18 protein-coding genes are annotated in these 23,273 nt (G+C 76.2%); 6 read left to right on the top strand and 12 right to left on the bottom strand.

The genetic code is table 11. The features are described from left to right. Positions 1–10 precede the first annotated feature (10 nt). Positions 11–448 carry a roadblock/LC7 domain-containing protein gene (locus ACIP5O_RS33970; protein WP_365539830.1) on the bottom strand — a complete coding sequence of 146 codons (438 nt, stop codon included), beginning with the start codon at positions 446–448 and terminating at the stop codon, positions 11–13. Then, complete coding sequence (locus tag ACIP5O_RS33965; RefSeq protein ID WP_401300766.1) at positions 445–3,300, bottom strand: nitrate- and nitrite sensing domain-containing protein; 2,856 nt, start codon at positions 3,298–3,300, stop codon at positions 445–447. The genes ACIP5O_RS33970 and ACIP5O_RS33965 overlap by 4 nt, the downstream gene beginning before the upstream one ends. Positions 3,301–3,737: 437 nt before the next feature. Between ACIP5O_RS33965 and ACIP5O_RS33960 the strand changes: the two genes are divergently transcribed. Next, the gene (locus tag ACIP5O_RS33960; protein WP_401300763.1) at positions 3,738–4,106 is read left to right on the top strand and encodes a hypothetical protein; all 369 of its coding nucleotides are present in this window, start codon (positions 3,738–3,740) and stop codon (positions 4,104–4,106) included. Between the two features lie 107 nt (positions 4,107–4,213). Here ACIP5O_RS33960 and ACIP5O_RS33955 read toward each other — a convergent pair whose 3' ends face one another. The 5 genes from ACIP5O_RS33955 to ACIP5O_RS33935 form a co-directional block, all read right to left on the bottom strand. Beyond that, the gene (locus tag ACIP5O_RS33955) at positions 4,214–8,833 is read right to left on the bottom strand and encodes a hypothetical protein (protein ID WP_401300761.1); all 4,620 of its coding nucleotides are present in this window, start codon (positions 8,831–8,833) and stop codon (positions 4,214–4,216) included. 63 nt (positions 8,834–8,896) lie between these two features. Next, positions 8,897–9,841, bottom strand: a complete 945-nt coding sequence (locus ACIP5O_RS33950) for a hypothetical protein (protein WP_401300758.1) — start codon at positions 9,839–9,841, stop codon at positions 8,897–8,899. Further along, positions 9,838–10,338, bottom strand: coding sequence for a hypothetical protein (locus ACIP5O_RS33945; protein WP_401300755.1), 501 nt, complete (start codon positions 10,336–10,338; stop codon positions 9,838–9,840). The genes ACIP5O_RS33950 and ACIP5O_RS33945 overlap by 4 nt, the downstream gene beginning before the upstream one ends. Next, a complete protein-coding gene (locus ACIP5O_RS33940; protein ID WP_401300752.1) occupies positions 10,335–11,879 on the bottom strand; it encodes a hypothetical protein in 1,545 nt (514 codons plus the stop codon). Before ACIP5O_RS33940 ends, ACIP5O_RS33945 begins: the two co-directional genes overlap by 4 nt. Before the next feature lie 68 nt (positions 11,880–11,947). Then, positions 11,948–12,667 (bottom strand): GntR family transcriptional regulator, encoded by a 720-nt coding sequence (locus ACIP5O_RS33935; RefSeq protein WP_401300749.1) that lies wholly within the window; start codon positions 12,665–12,667, stop codon positions 11,948–11,950. A 338-nt stretch (positions 12,668–13,005) separates the two neighbouring features. Here ACIP5O_RS33935 and ACIP5O_RS33930 point away from each other — a divergent pair, with 338 nt between their 5' ends. The 3 genes from ACIP5O_RS33930 to ACIP5O_RS33920 are packed head-to-tail and all read left to right on the top strand — an operon-like array spanning position 13,006 to position 15,346. Beyond that, positions 13,006–13,776 carry a LamB/YcsF family protein gene (locus tag ACIP5O_RS33930; protein ID WP_401300746.1) on the top strand — a complete coding sequence of 257 codons (771 nt, stop codon included), beginning with the start codon at positions 13,006–13,008 and terminating at the stop codon, positions 13,774–13,776. Next, positions 13,773–14,486 carry a 5-oxoprolinase subunit PxpB gene (gene pxpB, locus ACIP5O_RS33925; RefSeq protein WP_401300743.1) on the top strand — a complete coding sequence of 238 codons (714 nt, stop codon included), beginning with the start codon at positions 13,773–13,775 and terminating at the stop codon, positions 14,484–14,486. Before ACIP5O_RS33930 ends, pxpB begins: the two co-directional genes overlap by 4 nt. Next, positions 14,483–15,346: a biotin-dependent carboxyltransferase family protein gene (locus ACIP5O_RS33920; protein ID WP_401300742.1), complete on the top strand. Its 864-nt coding sequence runs from the start codon at positions 14,483–14,485 to the stop codon at positions 15,344–15,346. The genes pxpB and ACIP5O_RS33920 overlap by 4 nt, the downstream gene beginning before the upstream one ends. Here ACIP5O_RS33920 and ACIP5O_RS33915 read toward each other — a convergent pair. The 5 genes from ACIP5O_RS33915 to ACIP5O_RS33895 all read right to left on the bottom strand — a co-directional run bounded on the left by ACIP5O_RS33915 (position 15,253) and on the right by ACIP5O_RS33895 (position 21,095). After that, positions 15,253–16,167 carry an SGNH/GDSL hydrolase family protein gene (locus tag ACIP5O_RS33915; protein ID WP_401300739.1) on the bottom strand — a complete coding sequence of 305 codons (915 nt, stop codon included), beginning with the start codon at positions 16,165–16,167 and terminating at the stop codon, positions 15,253–15,255. The two genes, ACIP5O_RS33920 and ACIP5O_RS33915, sit on opposite strands and share 94 nt — an antisense overlap. A gap of 176 nt (positions 16,168–16,343) precedes the next feature. Next, complete coding sequence (locus ACIP5O_RS33910) at positions 16,344–17,576, bottom strand: glycosyltransferase (protein WP_401300801.1); 1,233 nt, start codon at positions 17,574–17,576, stop codon at positions 16,344–16,346. Between the two features lie 104 nt (positions 17,577–17,680). Next, positions 17,681–18,802: a glycosyltransferase family 4 protein gene (locus ACIP5O_RS33905; RefSeq protein WP_401300736.1), complete on the bottom strand. Its 1,122-nt coding sequence runs from the start codon at positions 18,800–18,802 to the stop codon at positions 17,681–17,683. Between the two features lie 221 nt (positions 18,803–19,023). Further along, positions 19,024–20,439 (bottom strand): HEAT repeat domain-containing protein, encoded by a 1,416-nt coding sequence (locus ACIP5O_RS33900; RefSeq protein ID WP_401300733.1) that lies wholly within the window; start codon positions 20,437–20,439, stop codon positions 19,024–19,026. Positions 20,440–20,702: 263 nt separating this feature from the next. Continuing rightward, positions 20,703–21,095 carry an ankyrin repeat domain-containing protein gene (locus ACIP5O_RS33895; RefSeq protein WP_125667437.1) on the bottom strand — a complete coding sequence of 131 codons (393 nt, stop codon included), beginning with the start codon at positions 21,093–21,095 and terminating at the stop codon, positions 20,703–20,705. Positions 21,096–21,406: 311 nt separating this feature from the next. Here ACIP5O_RS33895 and ACIP5O_RS33890 point away from each other — a divergent pair, with 311 nt between their 5' ends. Further along, positions 21,407–21,601, top strand: coding sequence for a hypothetical protein (locus ACIP5O_RS33890; protein ID WP_125667438.1), 195 nt, complete (start codon positions 21,407–21,409; stop codon positions 21,599–21,601). 37 nt (positions 21,602–21,638) lie between these two features. Further along, positions 21,639–23,267, top strand: a complete 1,629-nt coding sequence (locus ACIP5O_RS33885) for a hypothetical protein (protein WP_401300727.1) — start codon at positions 21,639–21,641, stop codon at positions 23,265–23,267. Positions 23,268–23,273: the final 6 nt, after the last annotated feature.

Raw genomic sequence — 23,273 nt, 5'->3', positions numbered from 1 at the left:
GCCGTCCCACTCACCCTCCCGAGGGCAGTCCGGTCCGGGGGGCCGTCGCGAGGTGGGCCCCGACCCGCTTCACCATCAGCGTCATCTCGTAGGCGACCTGGCCGACGTCGGAGTCGGCGTCCGCGAGCACCGCCAGGCAGCTGCCGTCGCCGGCGGCCGTGACGAAGAGGAAGGCGTCCTCCAGCTCGACGACCGTCTGGCGCACCTTGCCGGCCTCGAAGTGGCGGCCGACGCCCTTGGCGAGGCTGTGGAAGCCGGAGGCGACGGCGGCCAGGTGCTCGCCGTCCTCCCGGGTCAGGTCCTGGGAGGCACCGGTGGCAAGGCCGTCGCTGGAGAGCACCAGGGCCTTGCGGATGGAGCCGACGCGCTGGACGAGTTCGTCGAGGAGCCAGTTCAGTTCGCCGTTTCCGGAGGTCGTGCTGGGTGCTGCGGCGTTCGGTGCGGTCATCGACCGTCCCCCTCGGGTGTCGTTCCTGGTGCTGCCGGGTCGTCAGGGTCGGTGGTGTGCCGTCGTCCGCGCTGCCAGCCGCGCTGCATGGCGGCCATGCGGGCGCGCACCTCCTCGGCGTCGCGTTCGAAGGAGTCCGGTCCGGCGGGCGCGGCGGTCTCCTTGTCGGTGCCGGCCTTGCGGTCGGCCTCGCGCAGCTGGGGCGCGAGGCTGGCCTGACGGACGCGGCGGGGCAGGCCGTCGAAGAGCGCGGGAGCGGGCGCCTCCGGCGGGGCGGGGTCGGTCGCGGGCGGTACGGGACCACTCTGCGGGCGCGCGGGGCCTTCCGGCGGCTGTACGGGGCTTCCCCGGCGTACGGGGTTCTCCGGGCGCGCGGGGCCTTCCGGGCGTACGGGGGTCTCCGCACGCGCGGGGCGCGCGGGGCTCTCCGGGCGGACCGGGACGAGGGTGGGGCCCTGGCGGTCCTCGTGGCCGGGGCCGTTGCCCGGGCGGCCCGGGGTGGGGTGGGCGCGGCCGGGGAGCGGGTGGGAGCGGTCGGGGCCGTCGAGGCGCCGGCCGTGGTCCACGACGAGCGTCGGGGTGTGGCGGCGCGGCAGCGGCACGGGGCGGCGGGCGGTCCCGTCGGTGGTCCCCTCCTCCTCGCGGCCGGCGGTGGTCCGGTCCGGGGCCTGCTCGTGCTGCTCGCCCGCGGGGGCGAGGCCGGCGCGGCGCCGGTCCCGGGGCTTGAAGAGGCCGCCGCGCTCGCTCTCGGTGTCGAGGAGGTCCGCGGACCGGTCGAGGAGCACGTCGAAGTCGTCGTCGAGCGGGGCCTCCAGCTCGACCGGGCCGTCGAGGGGCGCGGCGGTGACGTCGGGGACCCGGGCGAGCGCCGGGCGGCGGACGGGCAGCGCGGCGGAGTCGCCGTCGGCGTGGTCGGACGCCTTGCGGTCCAGGCGGAAGCCGGCGCCCTCCGTCTCGGGCGCGTCGGTGAGCAGCGCGGCCGGGATGAAGACGACCGCGGTGGTCCCCCCGTACGGGGACGTCTGGAGCGAGACGCGGACGTTCTGGCGCTGGGCGAGCCGGCTGACCACGAAGAGGCCGAGGCGGTCGGTGTCCGAGAGCTCGAACTCGGGGGTCTCGGCGAGCCGGAGGTTGGCGTCGAGCAGGGCGTCGGGGTTCATGCCGAGGCCGCGGTCGTGGATCTCCAGGGTGAAGCCGTTGGCGACCCGCTCGCCGAGCACCTGGACGGCGGTGTGCGGGGGCGAGAACACGGTGGCGTTCTCGAGGAGTTCGGCGATGAGGTGGGTGAGGTCGGCGACGGCGGGGCCGCCCACGCCGAGGCGGGGAAGGCGGCGCACCTCGATCCGCTCGTAGTCCTCGACCTCGGCGACGGCGGCGCGGACGACGTCCATGAGCTGGACGGGCTTGCGCCACTGGCGGGAGGGGGCGGCGCCGGACAGGATGACGAGGCCCTCGGCGTGCCGCCGCATGCGGGTGGTGAGGTGGTCGAGCCGGAAGAGGTCGGCCAGTTCGTCGGTGTCCTCCGTGCGCCGCTCCATGGTGTCGAGGAGGGTGAGCTGGCGGTGGAGCAGGACCTGGTTGCGGCGGGCCAGGTTGACGAAGACCTCGGAGACGCCGCGGCGCAGCTCCGCCTGCTTGACGGCGGCCTCGACGGCGGCGCGCTGGAGGGTGTTGAGGGCCTGGCCGACCTGGCCGACCTCGTCCTCCCCGTAGCGCAGGTGGGGCACTTCGGTGGTGACGTCGACCTGCTCGCCGGCGGCGAGCCTGCGCATGACGCTGGGCAGGCGGACCCCGGAGACCTCCTGCGCCTCCTTCCGGAGGCGGCGCAGGTCGCGGACGAGTTCGCGGCCGATGCGGACGGAGATGACGATCGAGGCGAGCAGGGCGAGGAAGCCGAGGACGCCGGCGACGCCGACCTTGAGGAGGACGCTGTACGCGGCGGGCTGGACGCGTTCCTGGTAGCGGTCGCCCGCGGCGGTGTTCTCGCGGGCGAGGACGTCGAGGACGGGACCGGCCTGGTCCTGCCAGCGGGCGGCGGTGACGGCGCGCGGGCTGTCGGTGGGGCCCTGTTCGACGACGGCGTTCTCGGCGGTGCGCAGCGCCAGGGTCTCGGGGCCGCGCCAGAACTTCTCGAAGCGGTCGCGCTCGGCGGCCGGCAGGAGTTCGAGGTTGACCTCGTAGAACTGCTTCCGGTTGGCGATCAGGTCGGATATCGCGCGGATCTCCTGGGCGGTGACGCGGTCCGCGACGAGCGCGGAGAGCACGAGGGCGTCCTCGCGGGAGAGCAGTTCGCGGGCGCGGGTGATGCCGACGAGGGCGCGGCCCTGCTTGTCCATCTCCACGTTCTCCAGGGCGTGGAGGGTGATGAGGAAGCTGTAGCAGGGGTCGACGAGCCGGTTGTAGAAGTCGAGGGCCTGCACGCGGCCGATGCTGCGGTTCTCCACGGAGCGGCGGAGCGATTCGAGGCCGTCGAGCGCTTCGAGGAGGCTGTCGATCCGCTGGGCGGTGACGGGCCGCATCTCCTCGCGGACGCCGGGTTCGGCGGCGTTGGCGCGGATGCGGGCGATCTGCCGGTCGGTGGCCCTGCGGGTCTCCTGGAGCGAGCCGAGGGTCTCGGAACCGCGGGGGTCGGCGAGGTAGATGAGCGACTGCCGGCGTTCGAGCTGGATGACCCGGGCGGTGTCCTCCAGCGGGTAGCCGACCTTGTCGACGATGTAGCCGACGTCGAGGAGCTGGTCGGCCTCGCGGCCGGTGAGGACCGTGGCGAAGCCCCACAGGCCGGTGAGGGAGACGAGCGGTACGAGCAGCAACGCCACGATCTTCCTGCGGATGGACTTCCCGCGAAAGCGCATGGCCTCCCCCAGCTCGGCCCCCGTTCGTCGCGAGGGTCCTTCACTTCGTGACGTCGGGCGTCAACACACGGCGTCAACCTTGAGTTTCAACAAACGGCGGCGCGAGCCTACTACTGCATCGCGGCCATCCCGAAGGTGTGTCCGGGCTATTTTCAGCCTGTCGAGTGAGCGTTGATCATGAGATGTCCTGTTATTCAGGGAGTTGGGATCGGTCACTGTGGCGCAGGACACCTGATGACGTGCGGCTCCGCCAACCTGCGGAGATGGCTGGAACTGTGCGTTCCGCTCGGACGGGGTCTCGCGTCCGCCCCTGAGGGGACGAAACCTTTTCCCTCTGTGGTGCGTCAATGGGTACGGGGAGTGTTCTGTCCGCGTAAAGGCGCTCACAACGGGCAGCCGTTCCCTGGAGTCGTTCAGTGGTGGGGAGTGACAGGACAATGGAACACGAGGCGCGGTCGGCGGGGCAGTTGTGGGTGGAGGACGAGCGGGGCCGGCAGCGGATGCCGGATCCGGTGCGCGACGCCGCGGTGCGTGCCGTACTGCTCACGTCGGTGACCCTCATCCAGGCGGTGGTGGCGTTCTTCTGCAGCCTGGCGGGTTCATGGCTGGCCTTTCCGATCACGATCACCGCGGTGGTGTCGACGGTCGTGGCCACCTGGAGCGTCCTCGACGTCTGGGTCACCCGTCAGGTGTGGCGCCAGCGCAACGGCGTGGTGTCGGAGCCGAGCAGCACGGCGCGTCCGCCGCTGCGGGCGCGGCGCGAGGAGGGCCGGGTGGAGGCGGCGCCGCTGTCCGAGGCGGCCTGAGCAACGAGTGACACGGAGAACGGCCCGGCCCCCTGTCGAGGGGGCCGGGCCGTTCTCCGTGTCACGGACGCCCGATTTCACGGACGCCCGATTTCACGGACGTCCGGTTACGCGGCGTCCGTCGGGGCCGGGTCGTCGGACTGGTGGCGGCGGAACATGCGCGTCGCCGTGATCTCGCCGTGGATCGCCTCCCCCTCCGGGTCGGTCCGCGGAAGCCCCGGGCGCAGGTGCTCCTCCACGCTGATGTACTTCAGTCCCGCCCGCAGGTCGGCGTCGTTGCGGAGCCGGATCACCAGCGGGAACTCGGCGAGCGCGGTCGTGTCGAACAGGCCCGTCGTGTACAGGAGCTGGACGCCCAGCGCGTCCGACACGGCCCGCTGGAGCTCCAGGAGGTACGTGGCGTTGGCGCGGCCGATCGGGTTGTCCAGGAACAGCGTGCCCGCGTGCCGGTGCTTGTCGCGGCCCCGGTCGTTGGAGCGGAGCGCCGCCATCGTGCAGTACAGGGCGATGGCCGCGGTGAGGAGCTGGCCGCCGGAGAAGACGTCGCCCATCTGCCCGACGGGGACCCGCTCGGCGCGCAGCACCGCGTCCGGCTTGAGGATCTCGACGGAGACGCCCTTGGGCTCCAAGGCCGCCTGCACGCCCCGGAGCAGCAGGGACATGCCGTCGCGGCGCAGGTCGGAGTTCTTCTTCACGGCGGCGCGGGTGGCCTCGTCGACGACCTCGCCGAGCCGCTCCGCGAGGGTGGCCTGGTCGGGCTCCTCGAAGCGGATCCGCAGGAACTCCTGGCCGGACCACTCGCCCAGGCCCTCGGGGAGCCGGGAGAGCCGCTGGGCCGAGCGGAGGGTCGCGAGGGAGGACTCGACGAGGCCGCGGAGGCGGTCCACGATCGAGTCCCGGTTGCGCTCCAGCTGCTCCAGCTCGTCGGTGAGGACCCGCAGCCGGGGCGCGAAGGCCTCGGCCCACTTGGCGGCGTGCTCGGGGAGCGCGGACGCCGGGAGTTCGCGGATCTGCTGGCGGGCCGGGGTGCGGACCTGCTCGTAGCGGGTGGAGTTGGCGTGCCGGACGAGGACGTCGCTCGCCTCGCGCACGGCGGCGTCGGCGGCGGACAGCTCGCCGGTCCGGCCGCGCAGGGCCCGGCGCGCCTCGGCCGCCGTCGTACGGGCCTCCTCCAGGGTGCCGGGGTACGGCTCGGTCTCCTCCCGCTCCTCGTCCGCGTGGTCGCGGAGCTGGTCCCGGAGCAGGGCCGCCGTCTCGTCGAAGCCGCCGGCCGCGTCCTCGGCGGCCCGGTGGTCCCGGAGCAGTCCGGCGTGGGCGGCGCGGGCCGACTCCAGGGCGGCGCTGCGGGCGGCGAGTTCGGCGGTGGCGGTGCGCAGGAGGGCCTGGGCGCGCTCGGCGTCGGCGGGGACGAGCTCCTCGGGCAGCTCGGTGTGCGCCCCGCCGTCCTCGGGGGCGAGGCGCTCGGCCTCGCCGCGGAGCCGGCCGAGCTTCTCGCTCGCCTCCGACGCGCGGGTCTCCAGCATCTGGACCAGGGACTCGGCGCGGGCGGCGGCCGCCTGCCGGGACGGGCCGTCGGCGCCGTCGGTGGACTCCAGGAGCTGCTCGGCGCGGGTGCGGACCTTGTTGGTGAGGCGGTTCAGCTCGGCGAGGGCGGCGGACTCGTCGCTCTCGGCGCGGGCCTGCTCGGCGCGCAGGTCGGCGCCGACGCCGACCTTCTCGTACAGCTGGGAGGCGGCCCGGTAGGCCTCGCGGAGGGTGGGCAGGGCGGTGCGGGGCGCGGTCGCGTCCGCCTCGGGGAGGGGGTCGGGGGCGCCCGCGATCTCGGCGCGCTCGGCGCGCAGGGCGCGGGCGGTGCGGTGGGCGTCGTCGGCGGCGCGCTGGGCGGCGCGGCGGTCCTCGTCGGCGGCGCGGGCGCGCTCCAGGCAGGTCTGGGCGCGGGCCTCGGACTCGGCGGCGTCGTCGGCGAGTTCGCGGAGCCTGGCCTGCCAGGCGGACCGCTCGCGCAGCCGGAACGCCAGACCGGCGAGGGCGTCGGCGACCCGGCGGGCGCGCTGGGCGGCCTCCTGGCGCTCGTCGCGGACGCGGGTCGCCTCGGCGGCGGTCTCGTCGGCCTCCGCGCGGGCGGTACGGGCCTCTTCGAGGGCCGCGGCGGCCGTTTCGGCGCCCTCGCGGGCGGTCTCGGCGGCGGCGGCGAGTTCGGTGAGCATGCCGGGCGGGCAGTCGGCGCGCCAGGCGCCGATCCGGGCGGCGAGGGCGCGGTCGCCGGCGAGGCGGGCCGCGAGGGCGCGGATCTCCTCGTCGCGGGCGGCGGCACGCGCACGCAGGGCGTGCCGCTCCTCGTCGGCGGCGTGCTCGTCGTGCATGGCCGGGTTCGGCGGTACGAGGAAGACGCCGGAGTCCTCGCCGTCCGCGCGCGCCGGTACGGGGGCGAGCAGGGCGGCGGCGGTGCCGACGGCGACGGCGGAGCGGGGCAGCAGGGCGGCGGCGGCGAGGACCTCGCGGGCGCGCCCGTACGAGACGGGGTCGGTGATCACGACGCCGTCGACGAGTTCGGGGCGGGCGGCGAGCACGCGCGCGTGGTCGGCGGGGTCCACGGCCTGGGCGAGGTAGCGCCAGCCGGGGAGGGCGGGGATGCCGTGCTCGCCGAGGTGTTCGACGGTGGCGAGGACGTCGGGTCCCGGCGGCAGCAGGCCGCCGTCGCCGAGGGCGCCGAGGATGCGGGAGTCGTCGGCGGCGGCGGTGCGCAGTTCGAAGAGCTGCCGCTCGGCGGAGGCGACGGCCCCGTCGAGCAGGGAGCGCAGCTCGTCGGCGGACCGGTCGAGGTCGGTGACGGTGAGCGGTCCGCCGTGGGCCGTGCCGTCGTCCCCGGCGGGGTGCCCGCCCGAGGGCAGGCCCAGGAGTTCGGCGAGGCGCTCCTCGGCGGCGAGGGACTCGGCGGCGCGGCGCTCCGCGTCGTGGGCGTTCCCCGCGGCCGCGGCGGCGTCGGCGGCGCGGGCGGCGGCGAGTTCGGCGCGGGTCTCGGCGGCGGCGGCCCCCCGCGCGCGCTCGATGGCGGCGGCGGCGGCCTCGCGGGCCGTGTCCCAGGCGGCGACCGCGGTCTTCTCGGCGTCGCTGGCGGCGAGCGCGGCGCGGGCCGGGTCGGCGTCGGGCGCGGTGTCGTCGAGCCAGCCGGCCCGTACGGCCTCGGCGGTCTCCTGCTCGACCTCGGCGAGCCGCTGGCGCAGGTGGCCGGCCTCGCTGCGGGCCCGCTGGGCCTCGGTCGCGGCGGCGGTGGCGTCGCGGTGGGCGGTCTCGCCCGCCTCCTGGAGGGCGGTGGAGCGCTCCTCCTCCTCCGCCGCGTGCCGCTCCCCCTCTTCGGCGGCGGCGGCGAGGGCCCGTACGAGGTCGGCGGCGGCCGTGGCGCGGGCCGCGAGGGCGGGGGCGGCGTCCCGTTCGGCCTCGCGGATGGCGGCGGCCACGCGCGCGGAGCGGTCGCCGGCGGCGCGGTGGCGGAGCACGGCCTCGGCGGCCTGCCAGGCGGAGTGCAGGGTGCGGGCGTCGGTGAGTTCGCGGCGCTGGGAGGCCGCGCCCTTCTCGGCGGCGGCCAGCGCCAGGGAGGCGTGCCGGTAGGCGAGTTCGGCGGCGATGAGGGCGCTGCGGCCGCGGGCGTCCTCGGCCTCGGCGACGGCGTGGGCGGCGGAGGTGACCTGCTGGGCGAGCTCGGCGCCCCGGCCGCGCTCCTCGGCGGCGCGGGCGGAGAGCCGGCGGGCGAGGGTGCGGGTGCGGCGCTCGGCGGCGGTGTGGACCTCGCGCGCGTGGGCCCGGGCTCCGGCGGCCTCGACGATCCGGTTCAGGAGGTCCGCGGAACCGGCCGTGAAGTCGCGTTCGGCGGTCAGTTCGGCGCGGCGGCCCAGCTTGTTGCCGAAGCCGCCGACGAGGTCGGCGAGGCCGTCGGTGTCCCGGGTGTCGGTGACGGCGCGCAGCAGCAGGTCGGTGAAGTCGGAGTCCTTCTTGACCGCGAAGAGCCCGGCGGCCTCGCCCTCGTCGGCGTTCATCTCGCGCTGGTAGCGGAAGAGTTCGGGGTCGAGGCCGAGTTCGCCCAGGTGCTCGTTCCAGCGGTCGTGGATCTCCTCCCAGACGACCTCCAGGTGCGGGTAGGCCTTGCCGGCCTCGGTCAGCGCGTCGCGGAAGCCCTTCATGGTGCGGCGGCGGCCGCGCGCGCCGGAGGCGCCCTCGACGGGCGGGCGGACCGACGTGGCCTCGGCGACGGGGAGGTTGTCCAGGCTGAGGCCGGGCCCGGGCCGGAAGGAGTACCAGGCCTCGGCGAACTTCCGCGGGTCGTTGGAGACCTGGCGGCCGCGCCACTCGCTGGCCTTGCCGACGACGACGAGTTCGCCGGTGAGGGTGTGCTGCCACTCCAGGGCGACGTGACCGCAGTCGTCGGCGAGGAGGAACTTGCGCAGCACGCCGGAGCTGGCGCCGCCGAGGGTGTTGCGGTGGCCGGGGAGCATGACCGAGAAGATCAGCTTGAGGAGGACGGACTTGCCGCCGCCGTTCTCCAGGAAGAGCACGCCCGCGGGGGCCGGGCGGCGCGGCGGGCCGACCGGCTCGTCCTCGAAGAACTCCGCCTGGGTGGGGGCGGGGTGGGGCACCGGGGCGCCGACTCCGCGCAGGTCCAGGACCGTGTCGGCGTAGCGCGCGCCGGCGGGGCCGATGGAGTAGAGGCGGACCCGGGACAGCTCGTACATGGCGGGGACTCTCGTGCTGGGAAGGTCGGTGGGGCGGCGGGACCGCGCGGGACGTGGGCGGGGCTACGAGTGGAACGGGAGGCCCGCGTCGGCCGCGAGCTCCAGGTCGTCGCCCTCGGGCGGCGGCAGGAGGGTCGCGGAGCCGTCGCTGACGGGGACGACGCCGAGGTCGAGGAGTTCGGCCATGGCGGCGGAGCCGGCCATGTCGCGGACCTGGAGCTGGTAGCGGGCGGTGGTGCGGTAGGAGCCGCCGCCCTCGTCGCCGGTGCGCTGGAGGAAGCCGGAGTCGGTGAGGAACGCGGCGGCCTTGCCGACGATGCCGGTGGTGGAGCCGGCGAGCCTGCGGGCGTCCTTGGTGGCGCCGGTGGCGCTGCGGCGGGCGTAGGTCCGCCAGGCGGCCTCCAGGCCGGGGGCGCCGGAGGCCGGGTCGGTGTTCTCGCCCTCCTCCTCGGCGCGCTGTTCGAGGCGCAGGCAGGCCTGGCGCACGAAGGCGTCGACGCCGTTGACGGTGAACCGGCCGATGTAGGAGTCGTCGGCGAGGTCCTCGGGGCGGGGGAAGGCCATGGCGGCGACGGCGAGGTGGGCCAGGCCGTGCAGGAACCGGTCGGCGGAGTCCGTGGAGGCGCGGCGGGCGTAGTCGCCCATGCGGACGGCGAAGACGGAGTCCTCGCCGGCGGTGACGGCCATCCCCGCGCGCGGGGAGACCTCCAGGACGACGAGGCCGAGGCCGGTGGCGACGGCGTCGGCGAGGCGCGCGAAGGCGGGGTCCTCGCGGTAGCGGCGCAGGAGTTCGGCGTATTCGGCGTCGCGGGCCGGGAGCAGCTTGGGCTGGAGTCCGAAGGAGACGAGCCGGGCCGCGTCGGCGGCGTCGGCGGGGGTGACCGCGGGGCCGCCGGACGCGGCGGGGGCGGCGGGGGCCTGCGGGGGCTCCTGCCTGTTCCATGCGTCGGCGTGCGGGGGCTCCTGCTCGCTCCACGCGTCGGCGTGCTCGGCGTGGGTCTCGCTCACGGCTGGGGCTCCTCGGGACGGTTCTCGGTCGGTACGGCGCGGTCGGCGGGCCGGGGTACGGGCAGCGGGACGGGGGTGACGGCGGCCGGGGCGGCGGCCCTCTCGGCGGGGGCGGGCGGTTCGTCCGTGAGCCGCACGGCCCGTACGGAGGGGAGGTCGCCCCGCCGCGCGGTCCCGGCGCGGGAGGGCCCGGGCAGGGGGACGGTGCCGAGGCGGGGGCGGGGGCGGGTGCGGGGGGCCGGGGCGGCTTCGGCGTCCGGCTCGGCTTCGGGCGCCGGTTCCCGTACCGGCTCCGGTGCCGTGGCTTCCGGCCGTGGCGCCGGAAGGGCCGTGGCTCCGGGTACGACGGCGGTTCCGGGCATGGCGACGGCTCCGGGTACGACGGCGGCCTCGGGTACGACGGTGTCCGGCGGGTCGGTCGGGTCCGGCGGGTCGGTCGGGGCGGGGCCGGACCCCTCCGTACAGGAGGGCGGGGTGGCGGGGGGTACGAGGGTCACGTCGCCTCCGTGCGGTCGGCGGCCATGCCCGCCGCGTCGAGGAGTGCCGTACCGACGACGAGGTCGGCGCCGCCGAACTCGGGGTCGTCGAGCGGGGTGCCGTCGTCGACGGCGAAGAGCAGTCGCTCCTCGCCCTGGCGGTAGGCGGTGCCGACCGGGGGGCTCGCCGCGTGGACGGCGAGGAGGGCGACGAGGTACGGCAGGTCGGGGTCGATGGCGCGGGCCTCGGCGAGCAGGCCGGAGAGGCGGCGCGGGGCGTCGTGCTCCAGGTCGAGCATGCGCATGGCGTGTCCGAGCTGCTCCTCGCTGAAGCGGGAGTCGTCGGGGGTGGCGATCAGGTCCGGCTCGGGCATCTCCGCGCCGAGGTGCTCGCGCTCGACGGGCGGGGTGAGCAGCAGGTCGACGAGGTCGCCGAGGCGGACGGATGCGGGGGTGCGCAGGCCGGTGCCGTGGGCGAAGAAGGCGTCGGTGGCGCGGGTGGCCTGCTCGACGGGGAGCGTGAGGAGCGGGGCGACCAGCTGTCCGTACAGGTCGAGTCCGGTGTACGCGGTGGGGACGGCGAAGGCCTGGCGGTCCTGTTCGGCGCGGAAGAGCGGCCCGGCCTCCAGGAGGCGGGACTGGAGCTGGGTGTGGCGCCGGATGCAGTCCTTGACGATGTCGACGAGTTCGGCGGCGCGCCGCTTGTGCTCCGCCGTCTTCGCGTCGGTGGCGGCCTCGGCCTCGTCGCGCGCCCTGCGGATGTTGGTGAGGATCGCGTTCTCGTGGCGGTAGCGGTCGGCCACGTGGTCGAGCGCCTCGGCGATCATGTCGGGGACGGTCCGGAGCCAGTCGACAGCGCGGACGTTGCGCCGGGTGGCCTCCAGGGTCCTGCGGAGGGTCTCGGCGTACTGCACGGTCCGGTAGCGGGCCTGCTCGGCGGCGAGTTGGGCGTCGGCGAGGCGGCCCCGGTTGATGAGGACCTCCAGCTTCACCTCGGCGGCGATCTGGGCGCTGGTGACGTCCGTGTCGAGGGCGCCGACGAGGACGTTGACCGCTTCGTCGGTGGTGCGGAGGTAGACCCCGCCCCCGTATCCCGGGACCTCCTCGACGAGTTTGAAGTCGTAGTCCCTGCGGACGTAGACGCCGTCGGTGCCGAAGGTGCCGTAGACGGCGCGGAAGCCGCGGTCGACGCTGCCGACGTTGATCAGGTTCTCCAGGACCCAGCGGGCCACGCGCTCGTGCTCGGCGGCGGGGCGCCCGGGGGCCTGGGCGGCGACGCGGGGCAGCAGGCGGGCGACCATCTGCTCGTGGTCGGCGCCGGTGTCGAAGTCCATGTTCAGGGTGATCAGGTCGATCGCGGCGAGGGCCACCTCGGCCATCGCGTAGACCGTGTACTCGCCGGCCAGGTTCGCCTTGCGGGCGTCCAGGTCGTGCAGCGGGGCGGTGCACGCGAGCGCGCGGAGCCGCCGCGCGAGCCCTTCGTCGGCGGCCGGGCCCTGCGCGGGCCGCGGCCCCGCGCTGAGCTGGGGCGGAGCGAGGTCCGTCGAGGCAGGCGAAGTCACGGTGCACAGATTAGGTCCTCACCCTGACAACGGTCGAAACCGTGCGGATGCGCCCGGGCCTCCGGGGTTCAGCGGCGGGCGTCCGGCGGGGTGCCGGCGGCCCGGGCGCAGGCGTCCGCGACCCGGGCGAGGGAGTCGTCGAGGTAGCGGGCGAGGAGGCGTTCCGCCGTGCCGCGCTCGCCGGCGCGCAGGGCGCCCAGGATCTCCCGGTTCCGCGCGAGGAACGGCTCGTGGAGGGTGCGCGGGTCGTCGACGAGGTGGAAGGCGAGGCGGAGTTCGGCGAGGACGCCGCGCATGAGTTCGTCGGTACGGGCGCTGCCCGCGAGGGCGACGAGTTCGCGGTGGAAGTGGATGTTGGCCGTGGAGACGCCGTCCCAGTCGTCGGCGCCGGCGGCGGCCTCGCCCTCCGCGACGGCGGCGGCGAGCCCGTCGAGGGCGAACGGTCCCCGCCCCAGGCCCCGGACGACGGCGCATTCGACGAGCCTGCGGACGCGGTGGATGTCGGCCACGTCGTCGGCGGTGAGGACGCGGACGAAGACGCCCCGGTTCAGTTCGTGGACCAGGAGGCGCTCGTGGGTGAGGAGGCGGAAGGCCTCCCGCAGGGTGTTGCGGGACACGCCGAGGGCGCCGCCGATCCCGTCCTCGGAGAGCCGGACGCCGGGCGCGAAGCGGCCCTCGGCGATGCGGGTGCGCAGGATGTCCGCGACCCGCTCCGCCGTGCTCGTGCGCCCGAGCAGCGCGCGGTCGTCCGCCAGGTCCCCGGCTCCGTCGCCCGCCCGTCCCGCCACGGCGCTTCCTCCCTCTCCGTCGTCGGCGCTCCCCCGGCGTCCGCCGCCGGTCCGGCCGCACGGAAGTCAACCGCACAGCGGTGGACGGGACAACACGCTTCCCGCCGGGACCGCTCCTCGCCGGACTCTCATCGGACTCTCGGCTGCTTCCCGGCGACTTCTCGGCTGCTTCCCGGCGACTTCTCGGCTGCTTCCCGGCGGCTTCCCGGCTGCTTCTCGCCGGACTCTCGGCGGCTTCTCGGCGCATTCTTGTCGGATCGTTCAACGATCCTCTACGTTGAGAGCACCTGACGATCCCGCCGTGCCCGCGCGGGCACGCCCCACCCCGCGAGGCGCAGATGAGCACGAACCGGGTGTCGATCGACCTCAACGCCGATCTCGGCGAGGGCTTCGGCCGCTGGACCCTGACCGACGACGAGGAACTCCTGTCCGTGGTCACCAGCGCCAACGTGGCCTGCGGCTTCCACGCCGGGGACGCGGCCACCATGCGGCGCGTGTGCGAGCTCGCGGCCGCGCGGGGGGTGCGGATCGGGGCGCAGGTCTCCTACCGCGACCTGGCCGGCTTCGGGCGGCGGTCGATGGACGTCCCGGCGGCGGAGCTGGCCGCCGAGGTGGCGTACCAGATCGGCGCCCTGGAGGTCTTCGCCCGGGCGGCGGGCTCCCGGGTCGCGTACGTGAAGCCGCACGGCGCCCTCTACAACCGGGTGGTCCGGGACGACGAGCAGGCGGGGGCGGTCGTCGAGGGCGTCCTGCTCGCGGACCGGACGCTGCCGGTCCTGGGGCTGCCCGGGTCCCGGCTGCACGAGGCCGCCGCGGCGGCCGGGCTCCCGGTCGTCGCCGAGGCCTTCGGCGACCGGGCCTACCGGGCGGACGGCTCCCTGCTGCCGCGCGGGCACGAGGGGGCGGTCGTCACCGATCCCGCCGAGGTCGTGGAGCGGTCGGTGGCCCTGGCCCGGCTCGGGACGGTCACCGCGCACGACGGGGCCTCCGTGGCCGTCCGGGCCCGTTCGCTCTGCCTGCACGGGGACACCCCGGGCGCGGTGGAGCTGGCCCAGCGGGTCCGGGAGGGCCTCGAAGCCTCCGGGGTGCGGGTGGAGGCCTTCGTATGAGCGAGGACCTCTCCGGGGCCCCTTCCACGGACGTACGCGTGCGCGTGCTGCGCGTGGGCGAGCGGGCGCTGCTCGTGGAGCTGGACGGCGGCGCCGAGGCGGAGGCGTTCCACGCCGAGGTGCTGCGGCGGCGGGCCGCCGGTGCCCTGCCCGCCGTGCGGGAGGTCGTGCCGGCGGCGCGGACCGTGCTGCTCGACGGGGTGGCGGACCCGGACCGGCTCGCGGCCGAGCTGCCGGGCTGGGAGGTGGGGCCGCTCTCCGCGCGCGTGGAGCGGGTCGTGGAGGTGCCGGTCCGCTACGACGGGCCCGACCTGGCGGAGGTCGCCGCGTACTGGGGCGTGTCCGTCGAGGAGGCGGTGCGGATCCACACGGCGGCCGACTTCCGGGTCGCCTTCTGCGGGTTCGCGCCGGGCTTCGGCTATCTGACGGGGCTCGGCGAGCGGTACGAGGTCCCCCGGCGGGCCACTCCGCGCACCGCCGTCCCGGCCGGCTCGGTCGCCCTGGCCGGGCCGTACACGGGCGTGTACCCGCGCTCCTCCCCCGGCGGCTGGCAGCTGATCGGCACCACGGACGCGGTCCTCTGGGACACCGGGCGGGACCCGGCGGCGCTCCTCTCCCCCGGCACCCGGGTCCGTTTCACGGAGGAACGCCCCGGAACCCCCGGGAACCCCCGGAAGCCTCGGAATCCTCGGAACGGGGAAGGACGGTGACGGGCAGGGCCGTCGACGTGGTCCGGCCGGGGGCGCTGACCACCGTGCAGGACCTGGGGCGCCCGGGGTACGCGCACCTGGGCGTGGTCCGCTCGGGCGCGCTCGACCCGGCGGCCGTACGGCTCGCCAACCGGCTCGTGGGCAACGCGGAGGGGGCGGCGGTCCTGGAGACCACCGTCGACGGGTGCGCGGTGCGGGCCCGGTGCGCGGTGACCGTGGCGGTGGGCGGCGCGCCCTGCCCGGTCCGGGTGGACGGGCGCCCGGCCGCCTGGGGCACGGCGGTCCGGGTGGCGGCCGGGGCGGTGATCGAGGTCGGGACGGCCGCGCGGGGGCTGCGGGCGTACGTGGCGTTCGGCGGCGGGATCGAGGTCGAGCCGGTGCTCGGCAGCCGGTCCACCGACCTGCTGTCCGGCCTCGGCCCGGCGCCCCTGGCACGGGAGACCGTCCTGCCGCTGGGCGCGGACACGGCGGTGCGCGTGCCGGTCGACGCCCCTCCCTGGCCGGGGCCGCCGGACGCGCTCGTCCTGCGGGTCCGGCTCGGGCCCCGCGACGACTGGTTCACGCCCGGCGCCCTCCGTACCCTCGCCACGCGCGCGTACCGGGTGTCCCCGGCGAGCAACCGGATCGGGCTGCGGCTCGAAGGGCCGGCCCTGGAGCGGGCCGTGCCCGGGGAGCTGGCGAGCGAGGGCATGGTGCTCGGCGCGGTCCAGGTGCCGCCGGACGGGCGTCCGGTGGTCTTCCTCGCGGACCACCCGACGACCGGGGGCTATCCGGTGGTCGGGGTCGTCCGGGAGGCCGACCTGGGCGCGGCGGCCCAGGCGGTGCCGGGGACGGCGGTGCGGTTCGTGCCGGTGCGCTGAGCGGAGGCCCGGTCCCCCGCCACGGCCTCGAGCGCGGCGGCGAGGGCGGCGTCCGCACGCGCGTCGAGGGGCCCGGTGCCGTCGGCCCGGTGGCGCAGCTCGGCGGCGGCGAGCAGGAGGAGCTGCGGGAGCAGGTCGCGGCTGCGGCGGAGGACCCAGCCGGTACCAGCGGTGGCGAGCCACAGCAGCGACTCGGTGCGGGTCGGCGGCGGCCGGTCGGGCTCCGGCGCGGGCGGCGGGCCGTGGGCGAGCCCCCGGTCGGCGAGGAGCCGGTGGAAGCCCGCCGCGACGGCGCGGTGGCCGCGCTCCCCGGGATGGAGCCGGTCGGCGCTCCACAGGGCGCGGTCGTCGGTCCAGGCCCGGTCGTCCAGGTGCAGGTGGACGGTCCCGTACCGGGCGGAGAGCGCGTGCACGACCGCGTTGACGGACCGCTGGCGGCGGGCGAGCGGGCGCGCCAGGGGCGGGGGCAGGCCGAGCATCCGGCCCGGATCGGGCAGGCAGGCGGTGAGCAGCACGGCCCCGAGGGCGTCGAGGTCGGCGCAGACCCGGTCGAGGCGGCGGGCCAGGAGCCCGATGTCGAAGGTGCGGCGCAGGGTGTCGTTGACCCCGACGACGACGGAGGCGAGGTGGGGCCGGAAGGCGAGGGCACGGCGGGCCTGTTCCCCGGCCACGTCCGCGCCGAGGGCGCCGCTGACGGCCAGGTTCAGGAACGCCGTCTCCTCCCCCTCGGCCGCGAGCCCGTCGGCGAGCAGCGCCGCCCACCCCCGCCAGGCCCCGTCCACCCGGTCCCCGACGCCCTCGCTGAGCGAGTCCCCGAGCACGGCGAAACGGACGGGGCCGGCGGGGGCGGGGCGGAGGCCTTCCGGGGGTGGGGGCTTCGGGGACGAGGGCTTCAGGGACCTGGATTTCGGGGATCGGGGCGCCGGCACCCCGGGCAAGAGCGCTCCCGCGCGCGTGGCCTCGTCCCCCGTCCCCGCGCGCGTGGCCTCGTCCCCCGTCATCGGCGGGCCTCCTCCGAAGCGAGCGGCTCCCGGGCGGGAAGCTCCTCCGAAACGAGCGGCTCCGGGGCGGAGAGCCCCTCCGGGACGGAGAGCTCCTCCCGAACGGGGAGCCCCTCCCGGACGGGGAGGGCGTCGTGGGCGCGGAGGAAGGCGGCGACGGAGCGGTCCCAGGCGAAACCCTCCGCACGCGTGCGCGCGGCCCGGCGGCGGACCTCCTCCGGGACGGCGAGGAGGCTCTGGACCCCGGAGGCGAAGGCCGCCGGGATGTCGGCGGCGGCGACCCCGGCCGTGCCGACGACCTCGGGAAGGGCCGAGGAGGCGCTGACGACGACCGGGGTCCCGCAGGCGAGAGCTTCGAGGGCGGAGAGCCCGAACGTCTCGGCGTGCCCCGGCGCCAGGCAGACGTCGGCCGCCGCCTGGAGGTCCGCCAGGGCCTCCCGGTCGGCGAGGTGCCCGACGAACCGCACCGGGAGGCGCCGCTCGCGCGCCCGCCGCTCCAGCGCGGCCCGCAGCGGCCCGTCGCCCGCGACCACGAGCGCCGCCGCGACCCCCGCGGCGCGCAGCTCCTCCAGGGCGTCCAGGGCCGTGCCGGGCCGCTTCTCGACGGAGAGGCGCGAGCACAGCAGGAGCAGCACCCGTTCCCCGCCCGCGTACCGGGCCCGCATCGCGGCGTCGCGGCGGCCGGGCCGGCAGTGGTCCAGGTCCACGCCGAGCGGGGCCCGTACGACGTTGCGGGCGCCGATCCGTACGAACTCGCGCTCGGCCCACTCCGTCGTGCAGACGACCCGCGCGAACGCCCAGGCGGTGCGGCGGTTGAGCCGGTCCGCCGCGCGGGCCGCGAGGGCGGGCGGCACGCCCCAGGTGCGCAGGACCCCGTCCGCGGTCTCGTGGGAGACCATGACCGACGGCACGCGGGCGCGTCGCGCCCACTCGCCCGTCCACCGCAGGGTCGTGCGGTCCGAGACCTCGATCCGGTCGGGGGCCAGTTCGTCGAGGAGCCGGGCGACCCGGCGCCGGTCGGCGAGGACCCGGTAGCCGCCGGTGCCGGGCAGCACGGGGCCGGGGAGGGTGACGACCCGGCCCTGTTCGGTGCGGCGGTCGCTCGCGGTGGCGCCGGGGACGACGAGGACCGGCTCGTGCCCGGCCGCCAGGTAGCCGCGGCCGAGCCGGTCGAGGGCGGTGCGCAGGCCGCCCGAGGTGGGTGTCACGAAGTTGGCGAGCCGCACGATCCGGAGCCCGCCGCGACCGGCGGGCCCGCCCGTACGCGCGCCCGTGCCCGTGCCCGTATACGTCCCCGTACCCGTCCCCGTGTCCGCCGTCGCACGGATGCCGTTCACGCCGCCACCGCCGTCCGCGCGTGCAGGACCTCCCGGTAGTGGCCGATCAGTTCGTCGCCGAGGGCCTCCCAGGTGCGGCCCTCGACGGCGGCGCGGCCGGCCCGGCCGTAGGCGGCGCGCAGGTCCGGCGCGGTGGCGAGCGCGGCGACGGCGGCGCGCAGCGCGTCCGGGTCGTCCGGGGGCACCAGGAGCCCGGTGCGGCCGTGGTCGACCAGGTCCAGGGGCCCGCCGGCGGCCGGGGCGACCACCGGCACCCCGCTCGCCATGGCCTCCTGGACGGTCTGGCAGAAGGTCTCGTACGGGCCGGTGTGGGCGAAGACGTCGAGCGAGGCGAAGATCCGGGCGAGGTCGGCGCCGGTGCGGCGGCCCGTGAACCGGGCACCCGGCAGGGCGGCGCGCAGGGCGGGTTCGCTCGGGCCGTCCCCGACGACCACGACGCGTACGCCGGGGAGCCCGCACGCCCCGGCGAGCAGGTCCACGCGCTTCTCGGGGGCGAGGCGGCCCACGTAGCCGACGAGGAGTTCGCCGTCCGGGGCGAGTTCGCGGCGCAGGGCGGGATCGCGCAGTTCGGGGCGGAAACGGGCGGTGTCGACCCCGCGGCCCCAGAGCCGGACGCGGCCGATGCCGTGGGCCTCCAGGGCGCGCAGGGCGGCGGAGGACGGGGCGAGGGTGCGGTCGGCGGCGCCGTGCACGGCGCGGAGGCGGCGCCAGGCGGTCCCCTCGCCGGTCCCCACGTACGTGCGCGCGTAGCCGGCGAGGTCGGTCTGGTAGACGGCGACGGCGGGGATGCCGAGGCGGGCGGCGGCCGTCATCCCGCGCACGCCGAGGACGAACGGTCCGGCGAGGTGGACGAGGTCGGCGCGGTGTGCGGCGATGGCCGCGGCGACCCGGCGGCTGGGCAGGGCGACCCGTACCTGCGGATAGCCGGGCAGGGGCAGGGACGGCACCCGGACGACGGGGCAGGGGGCGTCGGCGTCCGCGGCCGGGTCGGCGACGGCGGGGGCGATGACGAGCGGGGCGTGGCCCCGCCGGACGAGGTGGCGCGCGGTCTGCAGGGCGCAGTGCGCCACACCGTTGACGTCGGGAGGGAAGGATTCGGTGACGATGACGACACGCATACGGGTGTTGTCGTCGCGCCCGGCGTGTCCCCGTCAAAGTCGATCTGGACGGGGAGGGAACGTCCCATGAGCGTTTCCCCGCGCGGGCGCCTTCGGGGAACGCCCGCAGACCCCTTCGGGGCCTTGCAGGACCCCTTCAGGAACGCGCGAGGCCCTTCGAAAAGCCGACAGGGGCGCGCCACGCCATCGGCGTGACCCGCCCCCGTAGGGCGCTCGGGGCCTCAGACCTGGAGGTCCGGCCCTATCCGGTTGCGCACCGCCAGCTGGACCTCGACCTCCTCGGCCGGGTCGGCGGCGAGGCGGCGCAGGCGTTCGGCGACGCGGATGTCGCCGGTCTCGGCGTGCTGGGCCGCGACCTCGCGCGTGGTCTCCTCGCAGTCCCAGAGGCACTCGACCGCGAAGCCGGTCGCGAAGGTGGGGTCGGTGGCGGCGAGGGCGCGGGCCGTGCGGCCGCGCAGCTGGGAGGAGGTCGTCTCCCGGTAGACGTGCCGCAGCACGGGGGCCGCGCAGGCGATGCCGAGGCGTCCCGCGCCGTCGATCAGGAAGGGGAGCGCGGGGGCGTCGGGGCCCTGGGAGCGTACGGTCTCGCGCAGCGCGCCGAGGACTGAGGGGGAGTCCTCGGCGGTGCCGCGGCAGGCCAGCACCTCGGCGGCGGCGGTTCCGAGCGCGTCGGTGCGCCGGATCCACGCGCGGGCGCGGGCGACCGCGTCCTCGCCGCACATGCGCCGGTAGGCGGCGACGGCGGCCTCGGCGATCTCGCGGGAGCCGCTGTCGGCGGCGTGTTCGACGAGGTCGAGGACGGCGGGGTCCCGTGACGCGGCGAGGTGGTGGAGGGCGGCGCCCCGGGCCCCTTCCGCGCCGTCGCGGGCGGCGGCGAGGAGTTCGGGCCGGTCCTCGGGTCCGGCGACGGCGGCGAGGCAGCGGGCGGCGGGGCCGTGGAGGACGGCGCCGCGTTCGTACCCCTCCTGCGCCCAGTCGAGGACGGCGCGCACGCTCCAGCCGGGGCGGGGCCCGGTGGGGCGCATCTGGCGCTGCCAGCGGTCGAAGGAGCCCTGTTCCATGGCGGCCCTGACGCGGGGGCCCACGGTGTCGCGCCGGTCCTCGGCCCACAGCCGCCAGGGCCGGGGCTCGAAGGCGTCGCGCACGGTGCGGGCCAGCTCGGCGCCGCCCTCCGCGTCGGCCGCGAAGCGGGCCAGTACGGACGGGGCGAGCGCGCGGAGTCCGGCGTCGTCGTCGCGGAGGGCCAGCTCGTCCAGGGCCCAGGCCCAGTTGCTGCCGACCGCGGCGTAGCGCCGGAGCAGCAGCAGGGCGTCCTGGCGTCCGTAGGAGGCGAGGTGGCCGAGGACGGCGAGCGCGAGCCCGGTGCGGGACTCCTCGGTGTCGAGGTGGTCCTCGGCGCCGAAGAGGTGCGCCTCGATCTCGTCGAGGCCTCCGTGGAGGTCCAGGTAGAGACGGGCGTAGTACAGGGAGCGGTTCTCGACCTGCCAGTCGTGGCGGGGGTCGTCGAGAACGCAGCGGTTGAGGGCCGCGAGGGCCTCGGCGCGTGGCGCGGCGAGCGCGTGCAGGGTGCCGTCGCCGCGGCCCCGCTGCAGCAGGCCGAGCAGGGTGCCGCTCGGCGCTATGACTGGATCGAACATGGGGAGACGCCTCACATCAAGCTGTCGACACGACCGGGGGATGCCGGGATGACCGGAATGAACCGGGTCAGGCGGTACATCGGTGTACGCCTAGGCCGTGCGACGGCATGTCGGGCCGCTCGTCGTCCTGCGCTTGCCAGTGACCATCTTCCTCTGCCTCTCGTCGGTGGCCCGTTTCGCCGGGTCCGACGTCATGATGACCCACCCATTTCGCCACCGCGACCACATTTACGACGCCGCCTCACCTGGGGTTCAGCGCCCGTTCACCGGGTCCCGAAGAGTTCCAGGAGTTCGGCCTTGCCGAACATCCGGGCGGTGTCGACGGCGGACGGAGTCCCGGCCTCCGGATGCGCGCCGCCGGCGAGGAGGGCGCGGATCACGTCGCCCTCGCCCTTGAAGACGGCGCCGGCGAGCGGGGTCTGACCGCGGTCGTTGGCGCGGTCGGCGTCGGCGCCCCGCTCCAGGAGGGCGGAGACCGCGGCGGCGTGGCCGTGGTAGGCGGCGAGCATGACGAGGGTGTCGCCCCGGTCGTTGGTGAGGTTCGCGGGGACGCCCGCGTCGACGTAGGCGGCGAGGGCTTCGGCGTCCCCCGTGCGCGCGAGGTCGAAGACCTTGGACGCCAGCTCGATGACCTCGGGGTCCGGAGTCTCGCTCATCGGGTGGGACCGCCTCTCTCCTGCGCTGTCGGGCCGTGCACGGCGGGCGCGGCCGTACGGGTGAATCGACAGGGTACTGCCCGTCCGGGGACATGACCGTGTGCGACCGAGGCAAAGATCACGGCGTTCCGTCCGTTCCCGATCCGCCTATAGCGCACCCCGGGCGTTTCGCCACCCGGCCGTGCGTCCGCCGTCCGCCGGTCAAGTGAAAACACCCGTTTTTCACTCCAATGCACCTTTAGTCACATAGATACTTGCCGTGAACCTGGAAGAACTCGTGGTGACTGTCCCCTCAACCAGGAGAACACCCAATGATCCTGTCCATCTCAGGCGTGGTCCTGCTCGGCATCATCTGCTTCCTGTTCTTCAAGAAGGACGGCCTGAAGCCCTCCCACGCCATCGTCAGCTCGCTGTTCGGCTTCTACCTCGCGGGCACCGCCATCGCCCCGAGCATCACGGCGGGCGGGCAGAGCCTCGCCGGCCTCCTGGGCGGGATCAAGTTCTGACGCCCCTCAGCCCCTTCCACCACTTCAGGAGTACGACGTGGCCCGGCGACCACTCCCCCGCATTCTGAGCAGCGGCAGCGCGCAGATCGCCCGCAGTCGAGAGATCGCGCGCACGGCCGCCGACAGCGCCACCGACGTGCTCCATCCGCTGATCACGGTCTCCCGGGGTCTGCGGAAGCTGGCCGCGTCCGCGCGCGCCAGGTGGGCCGCGACCCCCAAGGAACGGCGTGGTCCCACGCTGTTCCTGGTCGCGGCCTGCGTCATGGTCGTCGCCCTCCTGCCGTACGGGCCGCTCCTCGCGCTCGTCACGGTCATGGGCGCCGCCGCGTGGAAGGGGCGCGAGCGTCCGGTCGTGAAGACCGGACCCGACGAGGCGGAGACCGCCCGCCTCAAGGGCCTGTACGAGGCGCTCGTGCCGTACTTCTCCGTTCCCGAGGACCCCTCCCCGCTCTTCTCCCACGGGGGCGACTGGAGCGGGGCCTTCGGGGAGTACGCCTTCGACGGGGACGGGCGTCTCACCCGGCTGCGGATCGCGTACCCCCCGTACTTCACCGACGGCGACCCGGCCGCGCGCGCCCGGATCGAGCAGTTGCTGCACGCCAAGTCGGGGCGCGGCCGCGAGTACCGCTTCGACTGGGACGAGGAGGGCAACCGGCTCGTCCTGAGCGTGCTGCCCGCCCTGCCCACCACCATCGCCGCCCAGCGCTTCGTCACCGTGCCGGGCGAGACCGTCCTCGGCTTCACCGACGCCGAGGCCGTGCAGCGGACCGTGCCGGTGGTCGCGGCGGACGGCACGGAGGACGCCCCGGCCGTGGTCTGGCGCACCGGTCCCCGCTCCACCGAGCCGCACCTGCTGGCCGTGGGCCAGCCGGGCAGCGGCACCACCTCCCTGCTGCGCTCGCTCGCGCTCCAGGCGCTCCCCCACGGCGACGTCCTGATCGTCGAGGGCGGCGGCACCGGCGAGTACGCGTGCCTGGCCGGCCGCGCCGGGGTCCTCTCCGTCGAGTGCGGGCTCTCCGGGGCCCTGGCGAGCCTGGAGTGGGCGGCGCACGAGACCGAGCGGCGCCTGATCGCGGCGAACCGGGCCCGGCAGGCCGGCCTGCCCGCCCCGGAGGACACCCGGCGGCCGCTGTGGATCCTGCTCGACCGGCCGAGCGTCCTCGGCCACCTGGCCGCCGCCGACGGCCGCCCCGACCCGCAGGAGCTGCTCCAGGTGCCGCTGCGGCACGGGCGGGCAGCACAGGTCACGGTGGTGGTGGCCGAGCAGTTCGACAACGTGGACGTGCTGAGCGAGGCGGTACGGAGCCACACCCGGGCCCGGGTCGTCCTGGGCCCCGCCGCGCCCGGGCAGATCGAGGCCGTCCTCGGCGCCCGGCCGCACACCACGCCGACGCCCGACGTCCCCGCGGGCCGCGGCTACGCGCGCCTGGGCACCGGTCCGGTCCTGCGGCTCCAGGTGCCGGCGACGCCCGACCCGTACGACGACGCGACGAGCGACGCGCACCGCCGGGCGGTCCTGGACCTCCTGCCGGAGCGGACCCCGGCCACGCCCACGACGGCTCCCGCGCCGACGGTGGTGATCGAGAAGATCCCCGTCACCGCGCCCGAGCCGGCTCCGGCGCCCGGTCCGGCACCGCTCCACGCCCCGGTCCCGGCGGAGGGCTGAGCACCG

This window comes from Streptomyces sp. NPDC088915, from assembly GCF_044749825.1.
Lineage (GTDB): Bacteria > Actinomycetota > Actinomycetes > Streptomycetales > Streptomycetaceae > Streptomyces.
The sequence above is the reverse complement of the archived record's forward strand: the minus strand, read 5'-3'. Positions and strand labels throughout refer to the sequence as shown.

What these genes read in the sequence shown, in the direction of transcription:
- ACIP5O_RS33970 (WP_365539830.1), bottom strand. Translation starts at nt 448, where the DNA reads ATGACCGCACCGAACGCCGCAGCACCCAGCACGACCTCCGGAAACGGC.
- ACIP5O_RS33965 (WP_401300766.1), bottom strand. Translation starts at nt 3,300, where the DNA reads ATGCGCTTTCGCGGGAAGTCCATCCGCAGGAAGATCGTGGCGTTGCTG.
- ACIP5O_RS33960 (WP_401300763.1), top strand. Translation starts at nt 3,738, where the DNA reads ATGGAACACGAGGCGCGGTCGGCGGGGCAGTTGTGGGTGGAGGACGAG.
- ACIP5O_RS33955 (WP_401300761.1), bottom strand. Translation starts at nt 8,833, where the DNA reads ATGTACGAGCTGTCCCGGGTCCGCCTCTACTCCATCGGCCCCGCCGGC.
- ACIP5O_RS33930 (WP_401300746.1), top strand. Translation starts at nt 13,006, where the DNA reads ATGAGCACGAACCGGGTGTCGATCGACCTCAACGCCGATCTCGGCGAG.
- pxpB (WP_401300743.1), top strand. Translation starts at nt 13,773, where the DNA reads ATGAGCGAGGACCTCTCCGGGGCCCCTTCCACGGACGTACGCGTGCGC.
- ACIP5O_RS33905 (WP_401300736.1), bottom strand. Translation starts at nt 18,802, where the DNA reads ATGCGTGTCGTCATCGTCACCGAATCCTTCCCTCCCGACGTCAACGGT.
- ACIP5O_RS33900 (WP_401300733.1), bottom strand. Translation starts at nt 20,439, where the DNA reads ATGTTCGATCCAGTCATAGCGCCGAGCGGCACCCTGCTCGGCCTGCTG.
- ACIP5O_RS33895 (WP_125667437.1), bottom strand. Translation starts at nt 21,095, where the DNA reads ATGAGCGAGACTCCGGACCCCGAGGTCATCGAGCTGGCGTCCAAGGTC.
- ACIP5O_RS33890 (WP_125667438.1), top strand. Translation starts at nt 21,407, where the DNA reads ATGATCCTGTCCATCTCAGGCGTGGTCCTGCTCGGCATCATCTGCTTC.